This is a genomic window from Paenibacillus sp. sgz302164, from assembly GCF_056120505.1.
Genome location: NZ_JBVYOL010000014.1, coordinates 102461 through 121581 on the forward strand (window position 1 = coordinate 102461; position 19121 = coordinate 121581).

18 protein-coding genes and 1 riboswitch are annotated in these 19121 nt (G+C 50.0%); of the genes, 9 read left to right on the forward strand and 9 right to left on the reverse strand.

Translation table 11 applies throughout. From position 1 onward, the window contains the following. Positions 1-14: 14 nt before the first annotated feature. The 5 genes from AC0LWT_RS22625 to AC0LWT_RS22645 all read right to left on the reverse strand — a co-directional run bounded on the left by AC0LWT_RS22625 (position 15) and on the right by AC0LWT_RS22645 (position 3830). Positions 15-884 carry an IS110 family RNA-guided transposase gene (locus tag AC0LWT_RS22625; protein WP_474683543.1) on the reverse strand — a complete coding sequence of 290 codons (870 nt, stop codon included), beginning with the start codon at positions 882-884 and terminating at the stop codon, positions 15-17. Continuing rightward, positions 766-1125 carry a hypothetical protein gene (locus AC0LWT_RS22630; protein ID WP_474683672.1) on the reverse strand — a complete coding sequence of 120 codons (360 nt, stop codon included), beginning with the start codon at positions 1123-1125 and terminating at the stop codon, positions 766-768. Before AC0LWT_RS22630 ends, AC0LWT_RS22625 begins: the two co-directional genes overlap by 119 nt. A gap of 188 nt (positions 1126-1313) precedes the next feature. Beyond that, positions 1314-2255, reverse strand: a complete 942-nt coding sequence (locus AC0LWT_RS22635) for an SDR family NAD(P)-dependent oxidoreductase (protein ID WP_474683544.1) — start codon at positions 2253-2255, stop codon at positions 1314-1316. A 53-nt stretch (positions 2256-2308) separates the two neighbouring features. Next, positions 2309-2875: a TetR/AcrR family transcriptional regulator gene (locus AC0LWT_RS22640; RefSeq protein WP_474683545.1), complete on the reverse strand. Its 567-nt coding sequence runs from the start codon at positions 2873-2875 to the stop codon at positions 2309-2311. A 343-nt stretch (positions 2876-3218) separates the two neighbouring features. Further along, the gene (locus AC0LWT_RS22645) at positions 3219-3830 is read right to left on the reverse strand and encodes a TetR/AcrR family transcriptional regulator (RefSeq protein WP_474683546.1); all 612 of its coding nucleotides are present in this window, start codon (positions 3828-3830) and stop codon (positions 3219-3221) included. A gap of 160 nt (positions 3831-3990) precedes the next feature. Between AC0LWT_RS22645 and AC0LWT_RS22650 the strand changes: the two genes are divergently transcribed. The 6 genes from AC0LWT_RS22650 (at position 3991) to AC0LWT_RS22675 (ending at position 9452) form a co-directional block, all read left to right on the forward strand. After that, on the forward strand, positions 3991-4881 hold the full coding sequence (locus AC0LWT_RS22650; protein WP_474683547.1) for a ketopantoate reductase family protein: 891 nt from the start codon (positions 3991-3993) through the stop codon (positions 4879-4881). 784 nt (positions 4882-5665) lie between these two features. Further along, a complete protein-coding gene (locus AC0LWT_RS22655) occupies positions 5666-6589 on the forward strand; it encodes an NAD(P)/FAD-dependent oxidoreductase (protein ID WP_474683548.1) in 924 nt (307 codons plus the stop codon). Positions 6590-6614: 25 nt separating this feature from the next. Further along, entirely contained in the window at positions 6615-6854 is a 240-nt protein-coding gene (locus tag AC0LWT_RS22660) for a glutaredoxin family protein (RefSeq protein WP_474683549.1), read from the forward strand. Positions 6855-6883: 29 nt separating this feature from the next. Further along, positions 6884-7447: a peroxiredoxin gene (locus tag AC0LWT_RS22665; protein WP_474683550.1), complete on the forward strand. Its 564-nt coding sequence runs from the start codon at positions 6884-6886 to the stop codon at positions 7445-7447. A 258-nt stretch (positions 7448-7705) separates the two neighbouring features. Next, positions 7706-7969, forward strand: coding sequence for a hypothetical protein (locus tag AC0LWT_RS22670; protein ID WP_474683551.1), 264 nt, complete (start codon positions 7706-7708; stop codon positions 7967-7969). 706 nt (positions 7970-8675) lie between these two features. Beyond that, positions 8676-9452 (forward strand): class I SAM-dependent methyltransferase, encoded by a 777-nt coding sequence (locus tag AC0LWT_RS22675; RefSeq protein WP_474683552.1) that lies wholly within the window; start codon positions 8676-8678, stop codon positions 9450-9452. Positions 9453-10016: 564 nt separating this feature from the next. Here the strand turns inward: AC0LWT_RS22675 and AC0LWT_RS22680 are convergent. Then, positions 10017-10313 (reverse strand): hypothetical protein, encoded by a 297-nt coding sequence (locus AC0LWT_RS22680; RefSeq protein WP_474683553.1) that lies wholly within the window; start codon positions 10311-10313, stop codon positions 10017-10019. A 9-nt stretch (positions 10314-10322) separates the two neighbouring features. After that, a riboswitch (cyclic di-AMP (ydaO/yuaA leader) is annotated at positions 10323-10506 on the reverse strand. A gap of 486 nt (positions 10507-10992) precedes the next feature. Here AC0LWT_RS22680 and AC0LWT_RS22685 point away from each other — a divergent pair. The 3 genes from AC0LWT_RS22685 (at position 10993) to AC0LWT_RS22695 (ending at position 16750) form a co-directional block, all read left to right on the forward strand. After that, positions 10993-14103 carry a beta-galactosidase gene (locus tag AC0LWT_RS22685; RefSeq protein WP_474683554.1) on the forward strand — a complete coding sequence of 1037 codons (3111 nt, stop codon included), beginning with the start codon at positions 10993-10995 and terminating at the stop codon, positions 14101-14103. Positions 14104-14413: 310 nt separating this feature from the next. Further along, positions 14414-15856, forward strand: coding sequence for a C39 family peptidase (locus tag AC0LWT_RS22690; RefSeq protein WP_474683555.1), 1443 nt, complete (start codon positions 14414-14416; stop codon positions 15854-15856). Between the two features lie 72 nt (positions 15857-15928). Further along, positions 15929-16750, forward strand: coding sequence for a polysaccharide deacetylase family protein (locus AC0LWT_RS22695; RefSeq protein WP_474683556.1), 822 nt, complete (start codon positions 15929-15931; stop codon positions 16748-16750). 80 nt (positions 16751-16830) lie between these two features. Here AC0LWT_RS22695 and AC0LWT_RS22700 read toward each other — a convergent pair whose 3' ends face one another. The 3 genes from AC0LWT_RS22700 to AC0LWT_RS22710 form a co-directional block, all read right to left on the reverse strand. After that, positions 16831-17067, reverse strand: coding sequence for an AbrB/MazE/SpoVT family DNA-binding domain-containing protein (locus AC0LWT_RS22700; protein WP_474683557.1), 237 nt, complete (start codon positions 17065-17067; stop codon positions 16831-16833). A 221-nt stretch (positions 17068-17288) separates the two neighbouring features. Next, on the reverse strand, positions 17289-18149 hold the full coding sequence (locus AC0LWT_RS22705) for a transglutaminase family protein (protein WP_474683558.1): 861 nt from the start codon (positions 18147-18149) through the stop codon (positions 17289-17291). After that, the gene (locus tag AC0LWT_RS22710) at positions 18146-19105 is read right to left on the reverse strand and encodes an alpha-E domain-containing protein (RefSeq protein ID WP_474683559.1); all 960 of its coding nucleotides are present in this window, start codon (positions 19103-19105) and stop codon (positions 18146-18148) included. The genes AC0LWT_RS22705 and AC0LWT_RS22710 overlap by 4 nt, the downstream gene beginning before the upstream one ends. Positions 19106-19121 lie beyond the last annotated feature (16 nt).

A 19121-nucleotide genomic window follows, 5' to 3' on the forward strand; every position in this document is an offset into this window, starting at 1 on the left:
CTTTTGAATAACAACTATGCAAGCAAAGCTTCAGACTGTTTCTTTTCGATCTCACAGCCAATAGCCCAAATGAACCCAATGAGTTCCCTGGCAACAGCCACGGCAGCCTTTTTTCCAGCATTCCCTCGAGACGTAATCAGATGATATTTCTGATGCAACCGGTGTTGAGCTTTCCAGGCAATACGCTTGGCCTCAGAGTCTTGTCCTTCCTGACGAGCACGGAGTTGTCCTTTTAAAGAAGGGGAGTGACGATAGGCCCAAGCGGATTCTACGATGACATGACGAATGTGAGCATTCCCAACTTTGGTGATAGATCCTTGCCAACGACTTGCTCCACTTGAATATTCTTTAGGAACAAGTCCGGCGTACGACATTAATTGCCTGGGACTTGAAAAACGAGAGAATTGTCCGATTTCCGCTACTAACGTGGTCGCGGTCACTTCTGCTACTCCACGCATGGTTTGAAGAGCTTGGATAACAGGCGCATGAACACTACTCGTTGCTTGTTCATGAATTTCAGATTCGATGCGCTTCACTCGGTCCATCGCTTCATCAATGGCATGAAGATACTCTTGAAATACGATTCGTAATGATGATTTTTCAAAACGAAGACTGTCCAGCCACTCTCTGTGCTTAACAGACCAATTCCGTGTTCCTTTTACCGGGCGTAGATCATGGCGAAGCAAAAATTGGACAAGGCGAAGTCGAGCTCGGTGTAAATCTTCCTTAGCGTCATGACGAGCGCGAACCAAGTCTCTCAAAGCCTCATGGTCTTCGTCGGGAGTCCAAACAGGTGTAAGTTCGCCAGCTCGAAGAAGCTGTGCGAGCCTTCGGTCCGTTTTGTTGATCTCCCGCGCGTCGTGGAATAAGGGTTGGTGCAACAACTATACAGTCAATACCGAGAGAAAGCAGAAATCTGAAAAGGCCATACCCAGTTGGTCCTGCTTCGTAGCAAACATACAAATGTTCAGGAGAGCCTATTTTTTTCATGAGCTTGCGGATAGCTTCAGGAGTGTGTGGGATGTTTCCGAGAAAACGTGGTTCACCACGTCCAGTATCTGCGACAGCAACAGAAATTGAATCTTTTGATACGTCTAAACCAACATATTTTGTGTAATCCTTCATAATAGCGGCTCCTTTCGAATGTAGCTCTGCATTTGGTTTTAAGTAGAATCCACTACACATTCTAACCAAAAGCAACCTACGTTAGGCGAATGAGGGGCCGCCTCGTTCATTATGACTAACGGGTACAATAGCTCAATAAAGGCCGCCGATCCAGTCGGCGGCCTTTTCTCAACTAACATGCGAATATTTTAACCCATGCGGACTGTGGCAAGCAGCTTTCGAGTCTCGTCTACGACTCGTTCGCTGAACTGCACGTCACGTGCCTGTGCCGAGGCAAGCATAGGCTTTCCATTCTCGTCGTAGTACACTCCGGTCGCATCGGACGTGTCGGTTAGAACCTTGGTAATAACGCGAGCGGCTCGCTTCGGGGTGCTCCAGTACTTGATTAAAGGGGCTAGTGGAGACATCACATACTTCGCGATAAACTGAAGAACGGCATTCGCGTCGCGGCCAAGACCGGTGCCGGGGTTGAAACCCGGCTCGACGGCGTTGAATCGCAGACGCGGTATCTCACGCGTGAATGCGAAAACCGTCGCAAGATTGCACTGCTTTGAGGTTGCATAGGCGTCATATCCCAGCTTCGAAGAACCGCCGGGTTCCCATTCGCCTCGTGCGCTTGACTCGGCGGAGATGTAACGCCCACCGCGGAAGCCAGCAACAACAGCGGGCTTTCGCTGAGGATCCTCAACGCCCGAACAGGTGAACACGACATTTGCACCGTCTGGCAGATGTGGAATTAGCGCCTCCGTGAATACGAACGGTCCAAGGTGATTTGTCGCGAAAGCGAGGTCCCAACCCTGCGCACTCCGGCCGCCCCTCATCGGCATAATACCCGCATTGTTCGCTAGACCGGCGATCGGAAGCTTGAGCGCGACGATCTCAGCAGCAGCTCGGTGAACACTTTTGATGTCGGCGAAGTCGCAGACGACTGACAAAGCGTGACCGCCGGGCAAGGCGTTGATCTCAGCTTTGACTTCGCTGAGCTTATTAGGGTCACGCCCGACTAACACAACGGTGCCGTGTTTGGCGAGCTCGAGCGCGGTGCGACGGCCAATGCCGGACGTAGGGCCGGTGATGACCCATGCTTGTGTGGTGCGGGCAGTTCTTTTCATAATGGTTTCCTTTTTCATTTCAATTCCTCCTTAAATGTATGACTAGTCAGTCATTATGTGGTTAAAAAAATTTAAGTAAGTATTCGCCAAAAGGCTTCGAATCCAGCCATACAATGTTTGTCTGCGTTGGCCGGGTCAATAAGCATGTAGTTGATTGTCGCTTCCGCTAACCCGGTCATGAGGGCAGCTATGAATCCTATCGGTGCTTCGCGCATGGGCCCATTTTCACTGCTCCGTTTCAGAAGCTCTCTCATTCCGGTGAGCGCCAGACTCGCAGTCTGGTGGCTCTCTTTTGTGATTTCGTCTGATATGCTCAGAAGCTCGAGTGTCCGGCGCTTTTCTGGATAGGACGTTGCCCAGTGTAGCCAATGGGACCACATATGAAGCGCCTGCATGCGGACGTCGCTCTCCATCGGAAGTTCGCCTAAGGAAACTTCAGCCATCTCAGCCTTTAGTTCTAAGTAGAGATGGTTCAACAAATGGGTCTTCGTTTCGTAGTAGGTGAAAAGTGAGCCGTTAGAGACGCCAGCCTCTTTCGCGATTGTTGCCGTTGCTGCGCCCAATCCTTTGGAGGCAATAACGCGAATCGCTGCCGACATAATAGCGTTTTGTCTGTCTTCGCTTTTTGGTCTGGCCATGCTTAACCTCCTTTTATTGGTATTTTATTAAAAAGTGACTAGTCAGTCAATACCTAATTTATTTTGTTATCAATGAGCTGTATCGACTTGTATTTCTAGAGACGTTTTTTGAACTAACGGGTACGATAGTTAAACATAAAGGGTTCCACATATTAGTCATATACAATATGTAGAACTCTTTATTTTATCTGACTTTTTTATATTTAGCTCTTGATAAACTCAGAAAATTAAGTTGTAGACTGGCGAGCCTGCGACACGGCTTCGTGCAGCTCTAGGATCTGGCCGGCGAGTTCGTATAACTAAAGTGTTCGACTGATAAATAAAATATTAGGCTAACTAAGCGTTAACCTAAAGGCGCAGTCGGCGAATCGTTTATATATTCATCGCAACTGCAATACAGCCCCAGACCATTCATTACATAAGGACGAACAATATCTATAAGTAAATCGGTTCGATTATTTTCCCCAACAGTTAACCAATAATGCGCAGCGCCATAGATCGCTGAGCCTGTCATAGCCGAAATGATCTTTGTACGGTGGTGGTCTGTATATTGCCCTTTCGAAAAAATGCTTTCTATTATTTGCTGCAACATCTTCTTTACCTTTTCATCCACAAGCGCAGCAATCGATTTGGAATCCATTCTGCATATCTGGTAAAAATCTACAATGTAGTGGTGTGTCAGCAAGATCAAATGGTCACATATTTCAACTGTAAACTCCGGTGCATTCATCACTTGCTCGGGAATCATCTCACGAAAAACCTGTTCTGTGATTTCTTCAAGCAAAGCATATTTATCTTCATAATGGGCATAAAAGGTGGCGCGGTTAATGGTGGCTTTCTGTGCGATATCCTTTATGGCTATTGCATCAAATTCTTTACTCCGCAACAAATCTCTGAATGCTTCCCTTATTAACTGTCGTGTGCGCAAAACCCTTGGATCTTGCAGATTTACCATATCCATATCCCCTTCTAAAACATCAAATATCACATTGTGTTGTCTATGCAACTTTCCACTGAATCTGCCTGTTGTATTCATACAAATTCAGTAATATTATTGTACCAGACAGATGTTGCTTAAACAATTTGTGACGATTTTTCCGAAAGGAAGGAACATAATGAACACAAAACAAAATAGACTTTTAATATTTGGTGCTGGTGTGATTGGTAGTGTATATGCTCTCCGATTTGCACAGTACGGACTGGACGTAACAATGCTGGCACGAGGAAAGAGACTGGATGCACTGAAAAGGAACGGACTGCGATACAACGATAATGGAACAATGAAGCAAATATCGATCAAAACGATAGAAAAGCTTGATAACGACGACATTTATGATTTTATTTTTGTTCCAGTACGATATGATCAGGCCGAATATGCCCTAACTGTGATCAAGAATAATCAGAGCAAATCCATTGTCACCTTGACCAACACCATTGGATATGACAGCTGGCTTGAAATCGTGGGCGACCGGTTACTCCCAGGATTCCCGGGTGCGGGTGGAGACATCAAAGAGGATGTTCTATATGCCCAATTCGGCTCCGAAAAACATCAAGGGACCATTTTTGGTGAAATAAATGGACTGACTACCGAAAGAGGGAAAGAGCTTGCCAAAATATTTGAATCGGTGGATTTACATTATGAAATTCAAAAAGACATTCAGGCATTCCATATTTCACATACTGCATTGGCTATCGTCAACAAGCATTTCTATACGAATGACGGAATGGTGGATTTAGAATCAGCAAGGAGTGTAAGCACTCTAAGCAAGATCGCCGCAGATATTAAACAAAACATTAACCGGGTAGAGCAAGCCGGTATTCCGGTAATCCCACCCGAAACGAAGGCATTGGGGGAATTGCCCGAAAACGATATTATTTCCCGTTACCACCAGATGCTGAGCAATGACTTTATTATTGATGTAAAGCTTGGGAACCATGCCGTCAGCCAAAAAGCAGAAATAATGTTATTAGATGAAATGTTTCATAAAAAGATATCTATACGGTGATGACATCACCGTAGACTAAACATAGGACTGCAAAACGGATACTGATATAACCATAGTGTCATCTAAGATAAATGTGCTATACAAATTACGATCTTAAAAAACAAAGAGAGTTTATAAAAAAGGTTTGTAACTCATCGTATTTAGGCAGAAAACCCTATGATCACTTTAGTAAATACTTTAAATATTGTGAGGAATGCTTGAAATATCACTTTCATAGTATTTTTCATCAACTAAGGGTTTTGAATAAATGCCCTTTCCACGGGATAAGTTTAAGGGACACATGTATAAGGTGTAACAAGACACAGATGTACTATTTTAGGTATGGCGATCATTATCGATGCTATTGTGGTTATAGTTTTATAACTGAAAATAGTAGTGTCAGAACAATTTGGACAAATTGGGATAGGGAATTCGAAATAAAGATAGATTTGTTTATTTGGAGATATATATGATTGATTAGATAGATCGTCTTTGAATTATGTGCAAAATGTAGGGGGCGTTGTGTCAATTGGGGTGGAAAATTAAGTAGATCGTTGAATTACTGAGCTGAGTTACTGTGCATATTCGAGTGGTTTTCATGTCGTTAATGAGGAGATTTTCTTGTCGTTGTACTTCAACCTACAGTTATGTAGGAACATTTGTGTCGTTAGAATAAATTATAATAATTCTAAATTAGTATTGACTTTAATTTATTTTTATTTATAATCATTATTAAGTGATATGAGTTATCAGTCGAAATGAATGAAACAAAAAGCGATGGATTTTGGAGAAAGGGAGTGACGTTATGTACGATGTCATTATTATCGGGGCGGGTCCGGCAGGGGCTTCGGCGGCCATTTATACGGCAAGGGGGAACCTGAAGACGCTCGTCATCGACAAAGCTCCGAATACGGGGGCGCTTGCCATCACGCATAAAATTGCGAATTACCCGGGTGCGCCTGGGGAAATGACGGGAAAACAACTGCTCGATACGATGCGCGATCAGGCCAAAGGCTTCGGCGCGGAGTTCGTGCAGACGACGATTACCGCCGTCGATGTGGAAGGTGAAACGAAGTATGTGTTTACCGCAGACGGGACGTTCGAAGGAAAGTCGGTGATCGTAGCTACCGGCTCGAAGGGGCGCAACCGGATGCTTCCCGGCGAGGAAGATTTGCTCGGCCGCGGCGTAAGCACATGCGCTACGTGCGACGGCGCTTTTTTCACGGGCAAGACGGTCGCTGTCATCGGCGACTCGGAGGAAGCGTTGGAAGAGGCGCATGCGCTGACCAAATTTGCCGAGAAAATCTTTTTTGTCATCCCGCGGCCTGAACTGCAAGGTGTCGATCATCTGCCTGAGCTGCCGGGTACCGAGCTTCTTTTTAAAGCGAGAGCTTTGGAAGTCATCGGCGACAATCAGGTAACGGGCCTCAAAATCCGCTCGGCCGCAGGCCAGGAAGAAGTTTTGCCGGTTGACGGCGTGTTTGTTTTCCTGTCGGGCAGCAAGCCCGGCACCGACTTTTTGCAGGAGCAGGTTCCGCTGGATGAGGAAGGCTTCATGATCGTTGACAGCTTCATGCAGTCTTCCGTAGCCGGTGTGTTCGGGGCCGGAGAAGTAAGGCGCTCACCCGTGAAACAAGCGGTCGTTGCCGCTGCGGACGGAGCGATTGCCGCGATGGCGGTCGATAAATTCATTAACAAACGGGCTCAATTGATCCCGCAATATAAATAACCTACTGACAAGGAGATGGATACCAATGTCCAACGTTATCGTATATTCCAGCACCAACTGCCCTTATTGCCAACAGCTTAAAAAATATTTAACCGAGCAAAATGTCGCTTACGAAGAAAGAAATATCGATCTTAACGATCAATACGGCCAAGAGCTGCACGACATGGGCATGATGTCCTTGCCGGTTACGGTGATCGGAGAGCACAAAATTTTGGGCATGAACGTCACCCGGCTGAAAAAAGCGTTAGCTGAAGTTACCGCATAAAACGATCCAATTCGAGAGGAGCAAACAACATGACACAAACTATTGTACAAGCCAGTGAAACCGCCAAAATCGGTCTGCCCGCCCCGTCCTTCAACCTGCTGTCGACGAAAAATATGGAAACTTTGGAGGAATCCATTTCGCTTGAGGATTACAGAGGAAAGTGGCTGGTCTTCTTCTTCTGGCCGTTCGACTTTACTTACGTATGTCCGACGGAAATTACGGCATTCAGCGACAGCTACGCGCAATTCCTCGATTTTGATTGCGAGATCGTAGGCGCGTCCGTCGACAGCGTCTATACGCACAGAGCGTGGACGCAAACGCCGCGCGAGCAAAATGGCATCGGTCCGGTGAGCTTCCCGCTGGTCAGCGACTTTTCCAAAGAGACGGCAAAAGCTTACGGAGTGCTTGACGAGGCTACGGGCGCGGCGCACCGCGGACTGTTCATTATCGATCCGGAAGGCATTCTCCGCTACCAGGTAGTGACGGACATGAACGTCGGCCGCAGCGTGGAAGAAACGCTGCGCGTGCTTCAAGCTTTGCAGGCAGGGGGCTTGTGCCCGGCAAACTGGAAGCCAGGGGATAAAACGCTGTAATACGTTTTCGCTTTGACAACGAAAGTATCGCTTGCATGGAGCCTTGACCGTTTTTGCGGTTGAGGCTTTTTTTTAACCGATTAAACCTGCCTCTAAACGCGGCCCTCACATTTTCGAAAAACACCGATAGAGGTTTATCCCATTTGAAGTATAATAGTAACACCAAGACTCCCGTACCGATGGCGCGGCTCGTCCGGGTGATGAAATCATTTCAGGGCAGGGCGGTCGTTTGGGAGAAACGGGACAGGAGGCAAGAGGATGCAGTCTATTTCGGATAAACTTTTTATGGGTTCGTTGATTTTGTTGATGATTTCCGTGGTAGTCAGCGGGATCGGCTTCCAATTTATCAATTGGCGCACCCAGATTTCGGACGAGACGGAGGGAGAAACCGGCGAAAGCGGCTCGCGCAAAAAAACGGTCATCGACCGGCAGGACAAAAGCCTGCGTAGACTGGCCCGCTCTTATTTATTTTGGATCTCCCTCGGGGGTGTGGCGATTTCGATCGTCCTGTCTTATTTGTGAAGCGTAGAGGCTAGAGGCAGTTCCCGTCTTGATCGGGCCTGCTTGCGGCTGAAGCAGTAGTGGGTTACAATAACGCAAGTTCGCGGCCAAACAAATTGTAACGAACCATACAAGTCTTAAACGTGCTCCCAGAAGGCTTTTCAGCATGTAACGCACCGAGGCAGCCTTATTTCGTGGGAAAACCACCCGAATGAACGATGGAGGAGCCTAACAACGACGCTCAGGTTCGTTACAACGCAGCCGCGAAGAAATAAAGGCGAATAACGCTCGTCCAGTTCGATAGCGCCATCGCGCAGACGATGGGAAACTACGTATTGTAGCGTAGACGAAACGTTCAACTAAGAAGTGCGAATAACGCTAGAGCAGTTCGTCAGTGCCGGGAACTTACGGATCATAGTACAGACTAACTGGTCGTCCTGAATGAACGTTTTTTTCGTAGCGTTCAACCAGGAGTCTGTCGGGCGGAGTTGCTTTTGTGCGGACTTAATGAACAAAACTGCATATATGCCGCTAGCGCTGGGTAGAAACCGCCAATTCGCTTGCACATACCTTCTACCGAGTTCGTCGGATAGACTCCTCGAACACTTATAGGTATTATCTATGGAAATAAGAGTTATTATATATTAGTAATTATAAGTGTGGCGAGTATAATAAAACCAACTAACGTTAGCCAGCCTAGTATGCATAAGAAAGCAGGGATGATTCCATGACAGAAGAACAAGCCGCGAAAAATTGGAATGCCGCGCAGTATGATGCCAACATGAGCTTTGTCTCCGGCTACGGCCAAACCGCGCTGGCGCTGCTGGCGCCGCAGCGCGGAGAGCGCATCCTCGACCTCGGATGCGGCACGGGAGACCTCGCCGCCGAGCTGGCGCGGCTCGGCGCAGAACCCGCGGGCATCGACTTCTCCGAGTCGATGATCGCGCAGGCCCGGGCCAAATACCCGGGCCTGGAATTCACGGTGGGGGACGCGACCGCCTACCGCAGCCCGCGCCGCTTCGACGGCGTCTTCTCCAATGCTGCGCTGCATTGGATCAAGCCGCCGGAAGCGGCGGTGGAAACCGTCCGGCTCGCGCTGCGGACGGGCGGGCGCTTTGCCGCCGAATTTGGCGGCAAGGACAATATCGCCGCGATCACAGAGGCGATCGCGGAGGCACTGCAAGGCCTGGGCATCGATGCCCAGGCGCGGAATCCGTGGTATTTCCCGAGTATCGGGGAATATACCACGCTGCTGGAGGCGCACGGCTTCCGCGTCGCCTGCGCCGAGCATTTTGCCCGCCCGACGGCGCTTTCGGGCGGGGAGCAAGGCATGCGGCTCTGGATCGACACCTTCGCCGACTTCTTCTTTGACGGCCTCGCGGACGACGTCAAAGAAACGGCTCTGCGCCGCGCCGAGGAGCGGCTGCGTCCGCGTCTCTACGCGAACGGCGCCTGGAGCGCGGACTATGTACGGGTTCGCGTACTGGCCGTTCGCGAGTCCTAAGGGTGACAGGGGCGCCAAAGGTTCCAACGATATGTTCTGCACGTTCTACACCACCATTGAAAACAGCGCCCCAACCCAATTGGCATCGCAAAGCCTGCAAAAGTACATCTTTTTGCTCCACGCTGCCCGTGCAGGGGAAAAATTCCTGCAAATCTGCAGGTTTTTTCGCTAAAACCGGGGCTCGGCCCTGTTAGGAGCGGGAATTCCTGCACAATTGCAGGTTTTTCCTCCGAACGGGTCGTTTTAAGCGAAAAAGCCTGTACTTTTGCAGGCTTTCAGCTCGTTGCCAATGACCCGTCAGCTCTAGAGGGCAGGTCTGCACTTCCGCAGTTTGTCAACTGCCACGCCATGCCGCGCCGCACCACAAACAAACCTCCAGCCTCGCCGGTTAAGCGGGACTGGAGGTTTTTGCGCTCTTTTCAACTTACTCCACACCGTCGACAAAGTGTTTTGCCAGATTAAGCGGTGCCGGAGGTTTGTACGTTCTTCTCGACTACTCCACACCGTCGACAAAGTGTTTTGCCAGATCATCGTGGACTGGAGGTTTTGTACGTTCTTTTCGGTTTACTCCACACCGTCGACAAAGTGCTTTTTATAGTTTTTGTCGCCTTTGTGCTGGAGATCTTCGATTGTCCATTCCAGTGTTGCGAGCAGATGGTCTTTCATGTTCCGGATCGTCTCGTAAAAGGCCGATTCAACTTCGCCGTTTTGCTTGATGCCGGCAATGGCTTGTGCGGCGACGAGCTTGCGGTGGTGGTCTTCGAATTGATCCAGCGCTTCAATGACGTGTTTGGCGTACAGCGCAATATCTTTATTTTTCTCGGGTACCATTTGTTCCAATTGATGAAGTTTGCTAAACATCGCGCATCCGTCCTCTCTCCATTGCGTTGACGAGGTTAGCTGCCGGATTCGGGCCGTGAGAGTTGCCCTACCTGGGGTTAGCCAGGATTCACCCCGTATGCCGCCGGCTGGCGCTTGCCTCTCACGGATACAAGCACGCCTTTGGCATGTGTCGGTTCCCCCGTTCCCTTGCGGGATTAAACGATCCGATCCGCCGCATTGCGGCAGTCGGATAATTGAATGATACGCCTGAGGCGGAAGAAAGTAAAACCGCAAAAACGCGTTTTTTTGCCCGATTTTTGCCGCTAGCGGATGAAAGCAACGTTTACTTGATCTGTTTTCATATCTTATGGCGCTGCCGCTCGCGATGGGACGCTAATGCTGCTGCGCGCAGCTCCCGGCGCGCGGTGTTGCGCTGCATGACGGCGGTCGGTCGACCATATGGTGCATGGAGCTGCTGAGCTAGTCCGGTACGGAACGGATCGAGGTTTGCGGGTGAATTTACAGCAAAAAGACAGCCGTGGATTGTCCGTTATGATAACAAAATAACAAAAAAACGGAAGTGAACGTTGTTTTGGCAAAAAATCATTGACCTTCCTGCGAAAAGTGATTACATTATGTACATAACGATTATTTGTTAGGCTAACAATAATAACATCGGGGGCGCGCTTTGAGCGGCGTACCTATGGAGGATGAACTTATGAGCCAATTGGTTATTTTTTACGATCCTGACTTTCCTTATGAAGGAGTCCGCCCGGAGCGCGGGCAGTTGGAGGAGCTTGCCGGTGTGGGACGCCTGGTTGCCGCTGCCGAGCTGGCGCAAGCTTTGGAGGGGGCGGAAGGGTTCGTTCATCTGCACGGCAAATATTTTCCGAAAGATGCGTGGACGGCGATTGAAAGTTTAGCCGGCAGGGGCAAAGGGATCGTCCATGTAGGCAGCGTGCCGTTCAAGGTGCCTGTCTATCGCGGCGAAAACGGCTGGCAGCAGGAAGCCGAGCAAACGGTTTACCATCAGAAGCTGCATATTCACGAAGCGCTGCCTGTCGATCCTGCTCCAATTGCGCGGTATGCGGCGCACGACGAGCTGCCGCTGCTGGCAGGCCGCGAATCGCTCATTGCGGTGCAGCCGACCGTCGGTCTTGCTTTGCACGTTACGCGTTCGGACGATCATCCGGGCCAGATCGGTTCCAGCGGACCTATGGATGCGCATATGATTCCGCTTTTAAAAGGGATCTCGGCAGAAGGCCGCGAAGTCGCCGCCCCAGTCGTTCTGATCGAGAACACGAAGGGCGTTTTTGCCGGCGGGCGCTGGGTTTTGGCGAACCTGCTGACGGATAGCGTCTTCTGGTCGCAAGGTGGTGCTTCGCTGATCACCGATCTGGCCGCATTTGTCCAAAGAGGCGTTACGGAAATTTGGTTCAAGCCCAACTATGCTTGCTACGATCCGGGGGATCGGGCTGCGCTGACCGTGCAGCTGCAAACTTTGGGGAACCGGGCGGGAGCCCTTTCGGCTTCGGCCAATGCCTCCTGGACGTTCTCGATCAAGGTCGGCAAAGCGGACGGTACCGAACCGGTCTGGTCGGCCGAAGTGCAAATGAACGCTTCCCGCGAGCTTTCGTACCGGCGGTTTCAAGTGCCTGTCGATCTGGAAGCGGGCTATTATACGGCAGAGTGCAAAGCCGTCGCCAATACGGGAGAGGTCCGCTTGTTCCGCCAAGGCTTCTGGGGCTACGATGCGGAGCTTCTCCGCCAGGGAGAGCCGATGTCGGCAGGCCGCGACTATTTTGTGAAGGACGGGCGTCCGCTGCCTGTCGTCGGCATGACTTATATGACCAGCGATGTGGCGCGCAAGTTTTTGTTCCTGCCGAACGTTTCGGTGTGGGACCGGGACATCGCGCAAATGGCGAAGGCGGGCATCAACCTGATCCGCACAGGCATTTGGTCCGCATGGCGTCAGGTGATGTTCGTCGACGGCCATCCTTACGAGGAAGTGCTGCGGGCGATCGACGCTTTCATTCTGACCGCAAAAAGGCACGATATCGAAGTGACGTTCAACTTCTTCGCATTCACGCCGGAGGCGTGGGAAGGCGTAAATCCGTACCTCGACCCGCGCAGCGTCGAAGCGCAGAAAAGGTTCATTGCGGCCGTCGTCTCCAGGCATGCGCAGACAACGAACGTTCATTGGGACTTGATCAACGAGCCTTCCATGTTTAATCCGAACAAGCCGTTTGCCGGCCCTCAGTCCGCTCACGACAAGTTCGAGCACGAGGCTTTTGTGCAGTGGCTGCAGGAGCGCCATGGCAGCATCCGCAAGCTGCAGGAACGGTGGAATATGACGCCGGCGGAGCTGCCCGATTTTGCAAGTGTGCGGCTGCCCGACGCGTCCGAGATGAACATGAATACGACAGAGCAGTTGGAGAAAAAAAGCTCGCCATGGCTGGACTATACGCTCTTCACGATGGATATGCACAACCGCTGGGCCGGCGAATTGATCGCGACGATCCGCAGCATCAATCCGCGGCAGTTGGCGACGGTCGGACAGGACGAGGGCCTTGGCGCGCAGCGTCCGTCTCCTTTTTTCTACGCCGAGGAAGTTGACTATACGACTGTGCATTCATGGTGGCTGATGGACCAGCTGGTATGGGACGGCATCTTTACTAAAGCGCCGGATAAACCGAACCTGGTGCAGGAAACGGGCATCATGTACGTGGAAACGCCGGACGGCCGGGCGAAGCGGTCGGAGCTTGAGCTGCGCAACATTTTGGAGCGCAAGTACGCTTATGCGTTCTCGACGGGCGGAGCCGGAGCCGTGCAGTGGATCTGGAACATCAACTTTTATATGAACAACATCAATGAGTCGCATATCGGCGCTTTGCGGGCGGACGGGACGGAGAAGCCGGAGGCGGACGTTTCCTACGATTTCGGCGCGTTCATGGGCGGAATCCGCGATTTGTTCGCAGGCAGAAAGCTGGAGGAAATCGTCGCTATCTTCCCTTACTCCAATGATTTCTCGACGAGAAAGCTCGCTTTTGACGCGACGGCCAAGTTGACCCGGACGCTTGCCTATGAAATGAACGTACCGTTCCGTGCGCTTGGCGAGTACCATCTGGATTCGCTGGAGCAGGACCGGCCGAAGCTGATCATCGTGCCGAGCGCGCACAATTTCAGCGATGCCGCGCTGCAGCGGTTGACGGATCATGTTCGTACGCATGGCGGCACACTGCTGTTTACGGGGCCGCTCGGGCTGGACGAATATTGGACGCCTCGCGCAAGGCTTGCGGATGTTGTCGGCGATACCGTGCTGAGCAACGTGCTGCGCGAGGAGCTGATGGAGCTGGAAGGCAAGCTGTATCCGGTATCTTTCGGCGGGGCGCGCATCGCTCAAGCGAATAAAGAGATTCACGCCGCGGCGGCAGGCTCGCAGATCGCCAAGGCCGGCCGCTATGAACTGGGCCGGGGACAGCTGATCTGGTGTCCGCTGCCAATCGAGCTGAACGAGCGGAGCGAAGCGTTGACAGCACTGTACGCGTACGCCATCCGGGAGGCAGGCGTGGACGCGGAGCTGGAATGGCTGCAAGGCGGCGAGTGGCCGGGTATTTACGGGCGCAAGCTGAGCTTTGACGACGGTGGGCTGTATATTTTCGTATCGGAGTTTGGCGCGGATGCGAATGTTGAGGTAAAAGATCCGGCGACTGGCCGGAGCTACGCTTTTGAGCTGGAAAGCGAGCGTACGGTCATGTTTGCGGCGGACCGGGAAGGCGGCCTTACGGCGGTCTACAGACCGCGCGAAGTAACCATTGACGTCAAATGAGACCTTAACGCCAGCGAATTTCGTTTCTTTGCCGATTTTTAATCTACCTTTGGACACAGCTGGTCCGGACCCGTTCGTTTTATACGATGGGGCTGGATCAGCTGTGTCATTTTACATGCCCACTTCCATGGAGTTTTTCCTTCATATTTCCTGCTTTGCTAACTATTAATTCAAATTATGATTCCCAAAAGGAGAAATTTGTATTATTATGTAGAACGTATAGTTCTATTAGCCTAATTTTGTAGTAAAAGTGAATTGCTTCTTTGGCATTATGCTTTCCAATTTTTTATGGGCACTTGAGGAGACCGGCATGTTTAAAAAAATTATCATTTTAGTTATGTTAACTCTTTTTCTCCCTGCAAACCAAGAAACGCAAGCAGCCGAGCGATTGTTTATGATAAATGACGTGCAAATAGAGTCGCAATTTCCGGAACTGCCGTCCGGATGCGAGATAACCGCTGCTACAATGTTATTGAACTATTTTGGAGCTTCTGTTGCGAAAACGGATATAGCGGATTTATTGCCAAAAGGCCGGATGCCAGGAGTAGTTAATAATTCTTATGTCGGCGGCAATCCGAATGAAGTATTTGTCGGGAATCCGTATTCTACGATAGGCTATGGCGTGTACGAAACACCGATTTTGAAAATCATTGATCGCTATTTTCCAGGCAAAGCGAAAAACTTGACAGGCCATTCTTTTGATGAGCTGCTTGCTGCAGTTCGAGGGGGATCGCCGGTTGTGGCATGGGTAACCTTGGATTTAATGGCACCGGCAGAAGTTGACGCGTGGGTTGATTCCGAGGGCAATAGGATTCATTGGAACGGTCCGGAACATGCGATGCTGCTTGTTGGCTGGGATGATGATAACGGATATTTCAATGATCCCTACACAGGCAAACGCGTAGCATATAATCTTTGGACTTTTAAAGATCGTTGGGAAAGCATGGGGAGCCGAGCGGTTACGCTGCTGCAAAATACGCCTTCGGTCACCGATTTAACATATGGAACTTATGAAAGCGAAATAAGTATCGGTTCAAAAATTTCATTTCCAAACATCATTGCCAATTATGACGACGGCGAGCAGGTAGATGTAACATCTTCTGTCAGGATCACTTCTCATGATTCAATTATCGCTATAAACGATCAAACGATTAGAGGGATCTCCGAGGGGACAACTGAAATTGTTGTCAGCTACGCCGATAAATCGGTTTCATTGGGTGTAAACGTGACTGAGGCGCCTGTTTTCAACGATATTAAGCATCACTGGGCATATGATACGATTCTTTGGTCGAATGAACATCAAATCGTTCAAGGATATCAAGACGGCTCTTTCAAGCCTGATAGTACCGTGAAGGAAGCCGAGTTTCTTGCTATGATCTTCCGCATGTATCCGGAAAGCATTAAAGCTCTTCACGTAAATCCTCCAGGCACTGCAATTTGGAGTGATATATATTATATGTATGCTAACAAGTATAATTTGGGACTTGATGGGGTTGATCGCGATCAAGTGATTAATCGCACAAAAGTGGCTACTATTGTTTCCGGATTGAATGGTAAAAATTTCAAAAATGAAGATTATGCAATTAAATTTTTACTTGATAACGGATATTCACAGGGGAAAACTTCGGCTACCGTTTCGGGATATGGGGGGAACCTTGGTTTAACCCGCGCTGAAGCGCTGCAACTCCTAAGAAATCTGCAAGATAAAGGTTTTACAACGTTACAATCGCGGCCTAATTCGAGACATTCATAAAACAATAGGATTGGAATGGGTATTCAGAGTGCAAGCTGCGGCAAAATCCACCATGTTTGGCAGGTAATTACAATGAAATCATTTTTTAAAGCATTCATTATTTTAGTTGTATGTTGTATATCTCTTGCTGGTTGTGTAGAAGAACCAATTTCTATTAAATCTTCCCCTGATCAGGTTAATGCCGTATCTTTGGAACCTTCGAGTTCGCCACCGATCCAAGTTCCGGAAACTTTACCAACAGATAGTACTACAGGTCAACATGTAACTGCTATAGAGGAATCGGCAGGTTCAGGGGCCATAAAGCAAACGAAGCTATCGACTTTAAAACCGGTCTATTCCGTAGGTAAAGGCAGCGTTGCTATTACTATAGACGATGGTCCGACCAAGCATACCGAGAAGCTTCTCAAAGTGTTAAGAGAGCAAAATGTCCATGTCACATTTTTCTTATTGGGACAAAATGTCAAGACCTATCCGGAAGCTGTAACAAAAGCTGTACATGAGGGACACGTCGTGGGTTTCCACTCCAATACCCATCCCCAAATGACGAAAATGACGTATGATGAGCAAAAAAACGAATTTGATAAAGGACTGGCCGCACTCAGGAAGTGGGATACGTCACCAATAACTTTATTTCGACCGCCGTATGGCTCTTATAATAATGACACCAAGCTTATCACAGAAGAAAACCAAATGAAAATGGTATTATGGAATGAAGATCCGGAGGACTGGTCGACAACTAACTCTGCAAAGATTGCAAAGAAAGTGTTATCCCAAGTGAAATCGGGCAGTATTATTGTACTGCATGATAATCCTGCTACGATTGCCGCACTCCCGGCCGTGATAAAAGGAATCAAAAGTAAAGGGTTCAAATTGATCACGATTCCAGACCAGTGACTTATAACGAAGAAACGAGAAGCATTAATGAATAACGAAAAAGAACCGCAGGACGCAAACTCCCCCGCGGTTCTTTCGTTTTATATAATTTCGTCGATACAACTGCTGCAAACCAGTTTTCCTTTAAAATACGTCATGTTCTCGAAATTGCCGCAAAAGATGCAAGCGGGCATGTATTTTTTTAGTGTAATTCTTTCAGGGTCGACGTAAACCTCGATCGCGTCTCCGATCTCGATGTGCAGCGTGCGGCGCAGCTCAATCGGCAGTACGATGCGGCCCAGTTCGTCTACTTTTCTGACGATTCCCGTGGATTTCATGCAAGTTCCTCCTTCCTGTGGCGTAAAAATCGTCGAACGACAAGTACTGCTACTCATATTCCACATTTAAGGGGAGATTCCTTTAAATAGGCAAATTTTTTTTGACGGCTGGGGAAAAGAAGGGGGGGATGAAGCGGGGCGGTATCGGGAGATCAATGAGGAAGTGGGGAAAAGATGAGGAAAGGAGAGGGAGAGAGGTATGTGAAGAAGGAAGGAGAGGATTAATCGACCAGCCGCACGTCGACCATTACGTCAAGCTGCTGCCCGCCTGTGCCGCGGTAAACGCCTTTTACCGGCACGATGTCATTGTAATCCCGGCCGTGCCCCAGCTTGACGTAGCGCCAGTTGACTTCGCAATTGTTCGTCGGATCGTAGCCGAACCAGCCTGTGCCCGGGATCAGGCATTCCACCCAGGCGTGGGACGCCTGTGTAAAGTTGCTGCTGCCGCCTTGCAAATCGCCCACAAAATGGTAGCCGCTCACGTAGCGGGCGGGAATTCCTTTGTGCCGGCAGATCGCGATCATCAAATGGGAGTAGTCCTGGCAGACACCACGTTTGATGCGCAGCATTTCACCTACCGTCGTCTGTACGCTGGTCGCCGACGGGTCGTAGGTGAAGTCCTTGTAAATCGTCGAGTTGATGCTTTGAATCAGCTCGCAGGCGCTCAGTCCTTTATCGTCAATGGCGTCGGAATAAGCTTGAATCTCGCCCGACAGCTCGGTGTAGCCGGTTTGCAGCAAATATTCGGCATATTGGTCTTGAAAAGTGTCGCTCAACAGCAGTTCCTTCTCTTCGTCCGAAGCAAGCTCGTCGGACCGGACATTGTCATTATCGTGGGTGACCACCGTGGATACCATCTTGATAACGAGCTCGCGGTGCGCCTGATTGACGGTAAAGGCATGCACGCGGTTGTAAAAATAGTCCTCATAAGTAAACAGCGATGAAACGGGCTCGGTCGCAATCGTATGATGGTAGCAGGATTGACGGTAATTGGTGCGGGGCGTCAGCCTGATTTCATTGACACTGTCCTGCACTTCTTCCGCGTAGGAGTAGCGTGTAATGTGGGTGATCTCGAGCTTCATGCGATAACCTCCTCGCGAGGGGGGAAAAAGACTTTGGACATGCGGGAGCCGATCAGATTGCACGATTCCAGCAGTGCGTTCAGGGTCAACTCCAATTTGCCGGTTTTCATCTCCTCGTCGTCCATGCAGTCCAGTGTGGCCTTTACTTTGCCGGCAAGTTTGGCAAGCTTCTGGATCGCCTCGCTGAGGGCGGACTCTTCCTCTTCGATGGAGCGCAGCGCACTTTCCAGCGCATTAAAGGAAAAGCTGACGGAACGCGGAAACGCTTCGCTGAGCATCAAGTATTTGACGATGTGGGCCGGGCTGACGGTGTCCGCATAGACGCGGCGGAACGCTTCGTAGCCGCTGACCGATTTGAGCACCGACAGCATGAGCGGATAGGAGCACGGCTCCTCTGCGGCGTAGACGGTGCAAAGCGATTTGAGCAGCCGCAGCGTATTTTCCGCACGTTCGAGGTAGCGTCCGGCTTCGATGAAAAACCACTCGTTCTCCCTGGGCATGATCGACACGGCCGCGCCCTGGAACATGGACAGCGAATCCCGGATGTTCCGGTAAAAAAGATGCGGCGAATCCGCGGTTATGTCCCGCACTTCTTTTTCTTTTAACCACAGGTACAGACCGTTCAAAATGTCCCACAGCTCCGCCGGCATTCTCTCGCGAATCGTGCGCAGATTGGCGCGGGTGTGATTCGTGCATGCCAGCAGCGAGTTGGTGTTGCTTTTGTCGAGCGTGGTGTATTGCAGCACATGGCTCTCGGTGAAGCTGCCGTACTGCTCCATGAATACCCGGCGGTCGCCGATCGTATCGATCAGCCTGCGCCATGACTCGCCGTCCGCCTTTTCTTTTTCTTCGCGGATGTGATAGTACACATCGATGAACCTGGCATGATTTTCCGTTCGTTCCGAATACCGGCCAACCCAAAATAAAGCCTCTGCCGTACGACCCATCATCACCATATCCCACAGCCTCCCG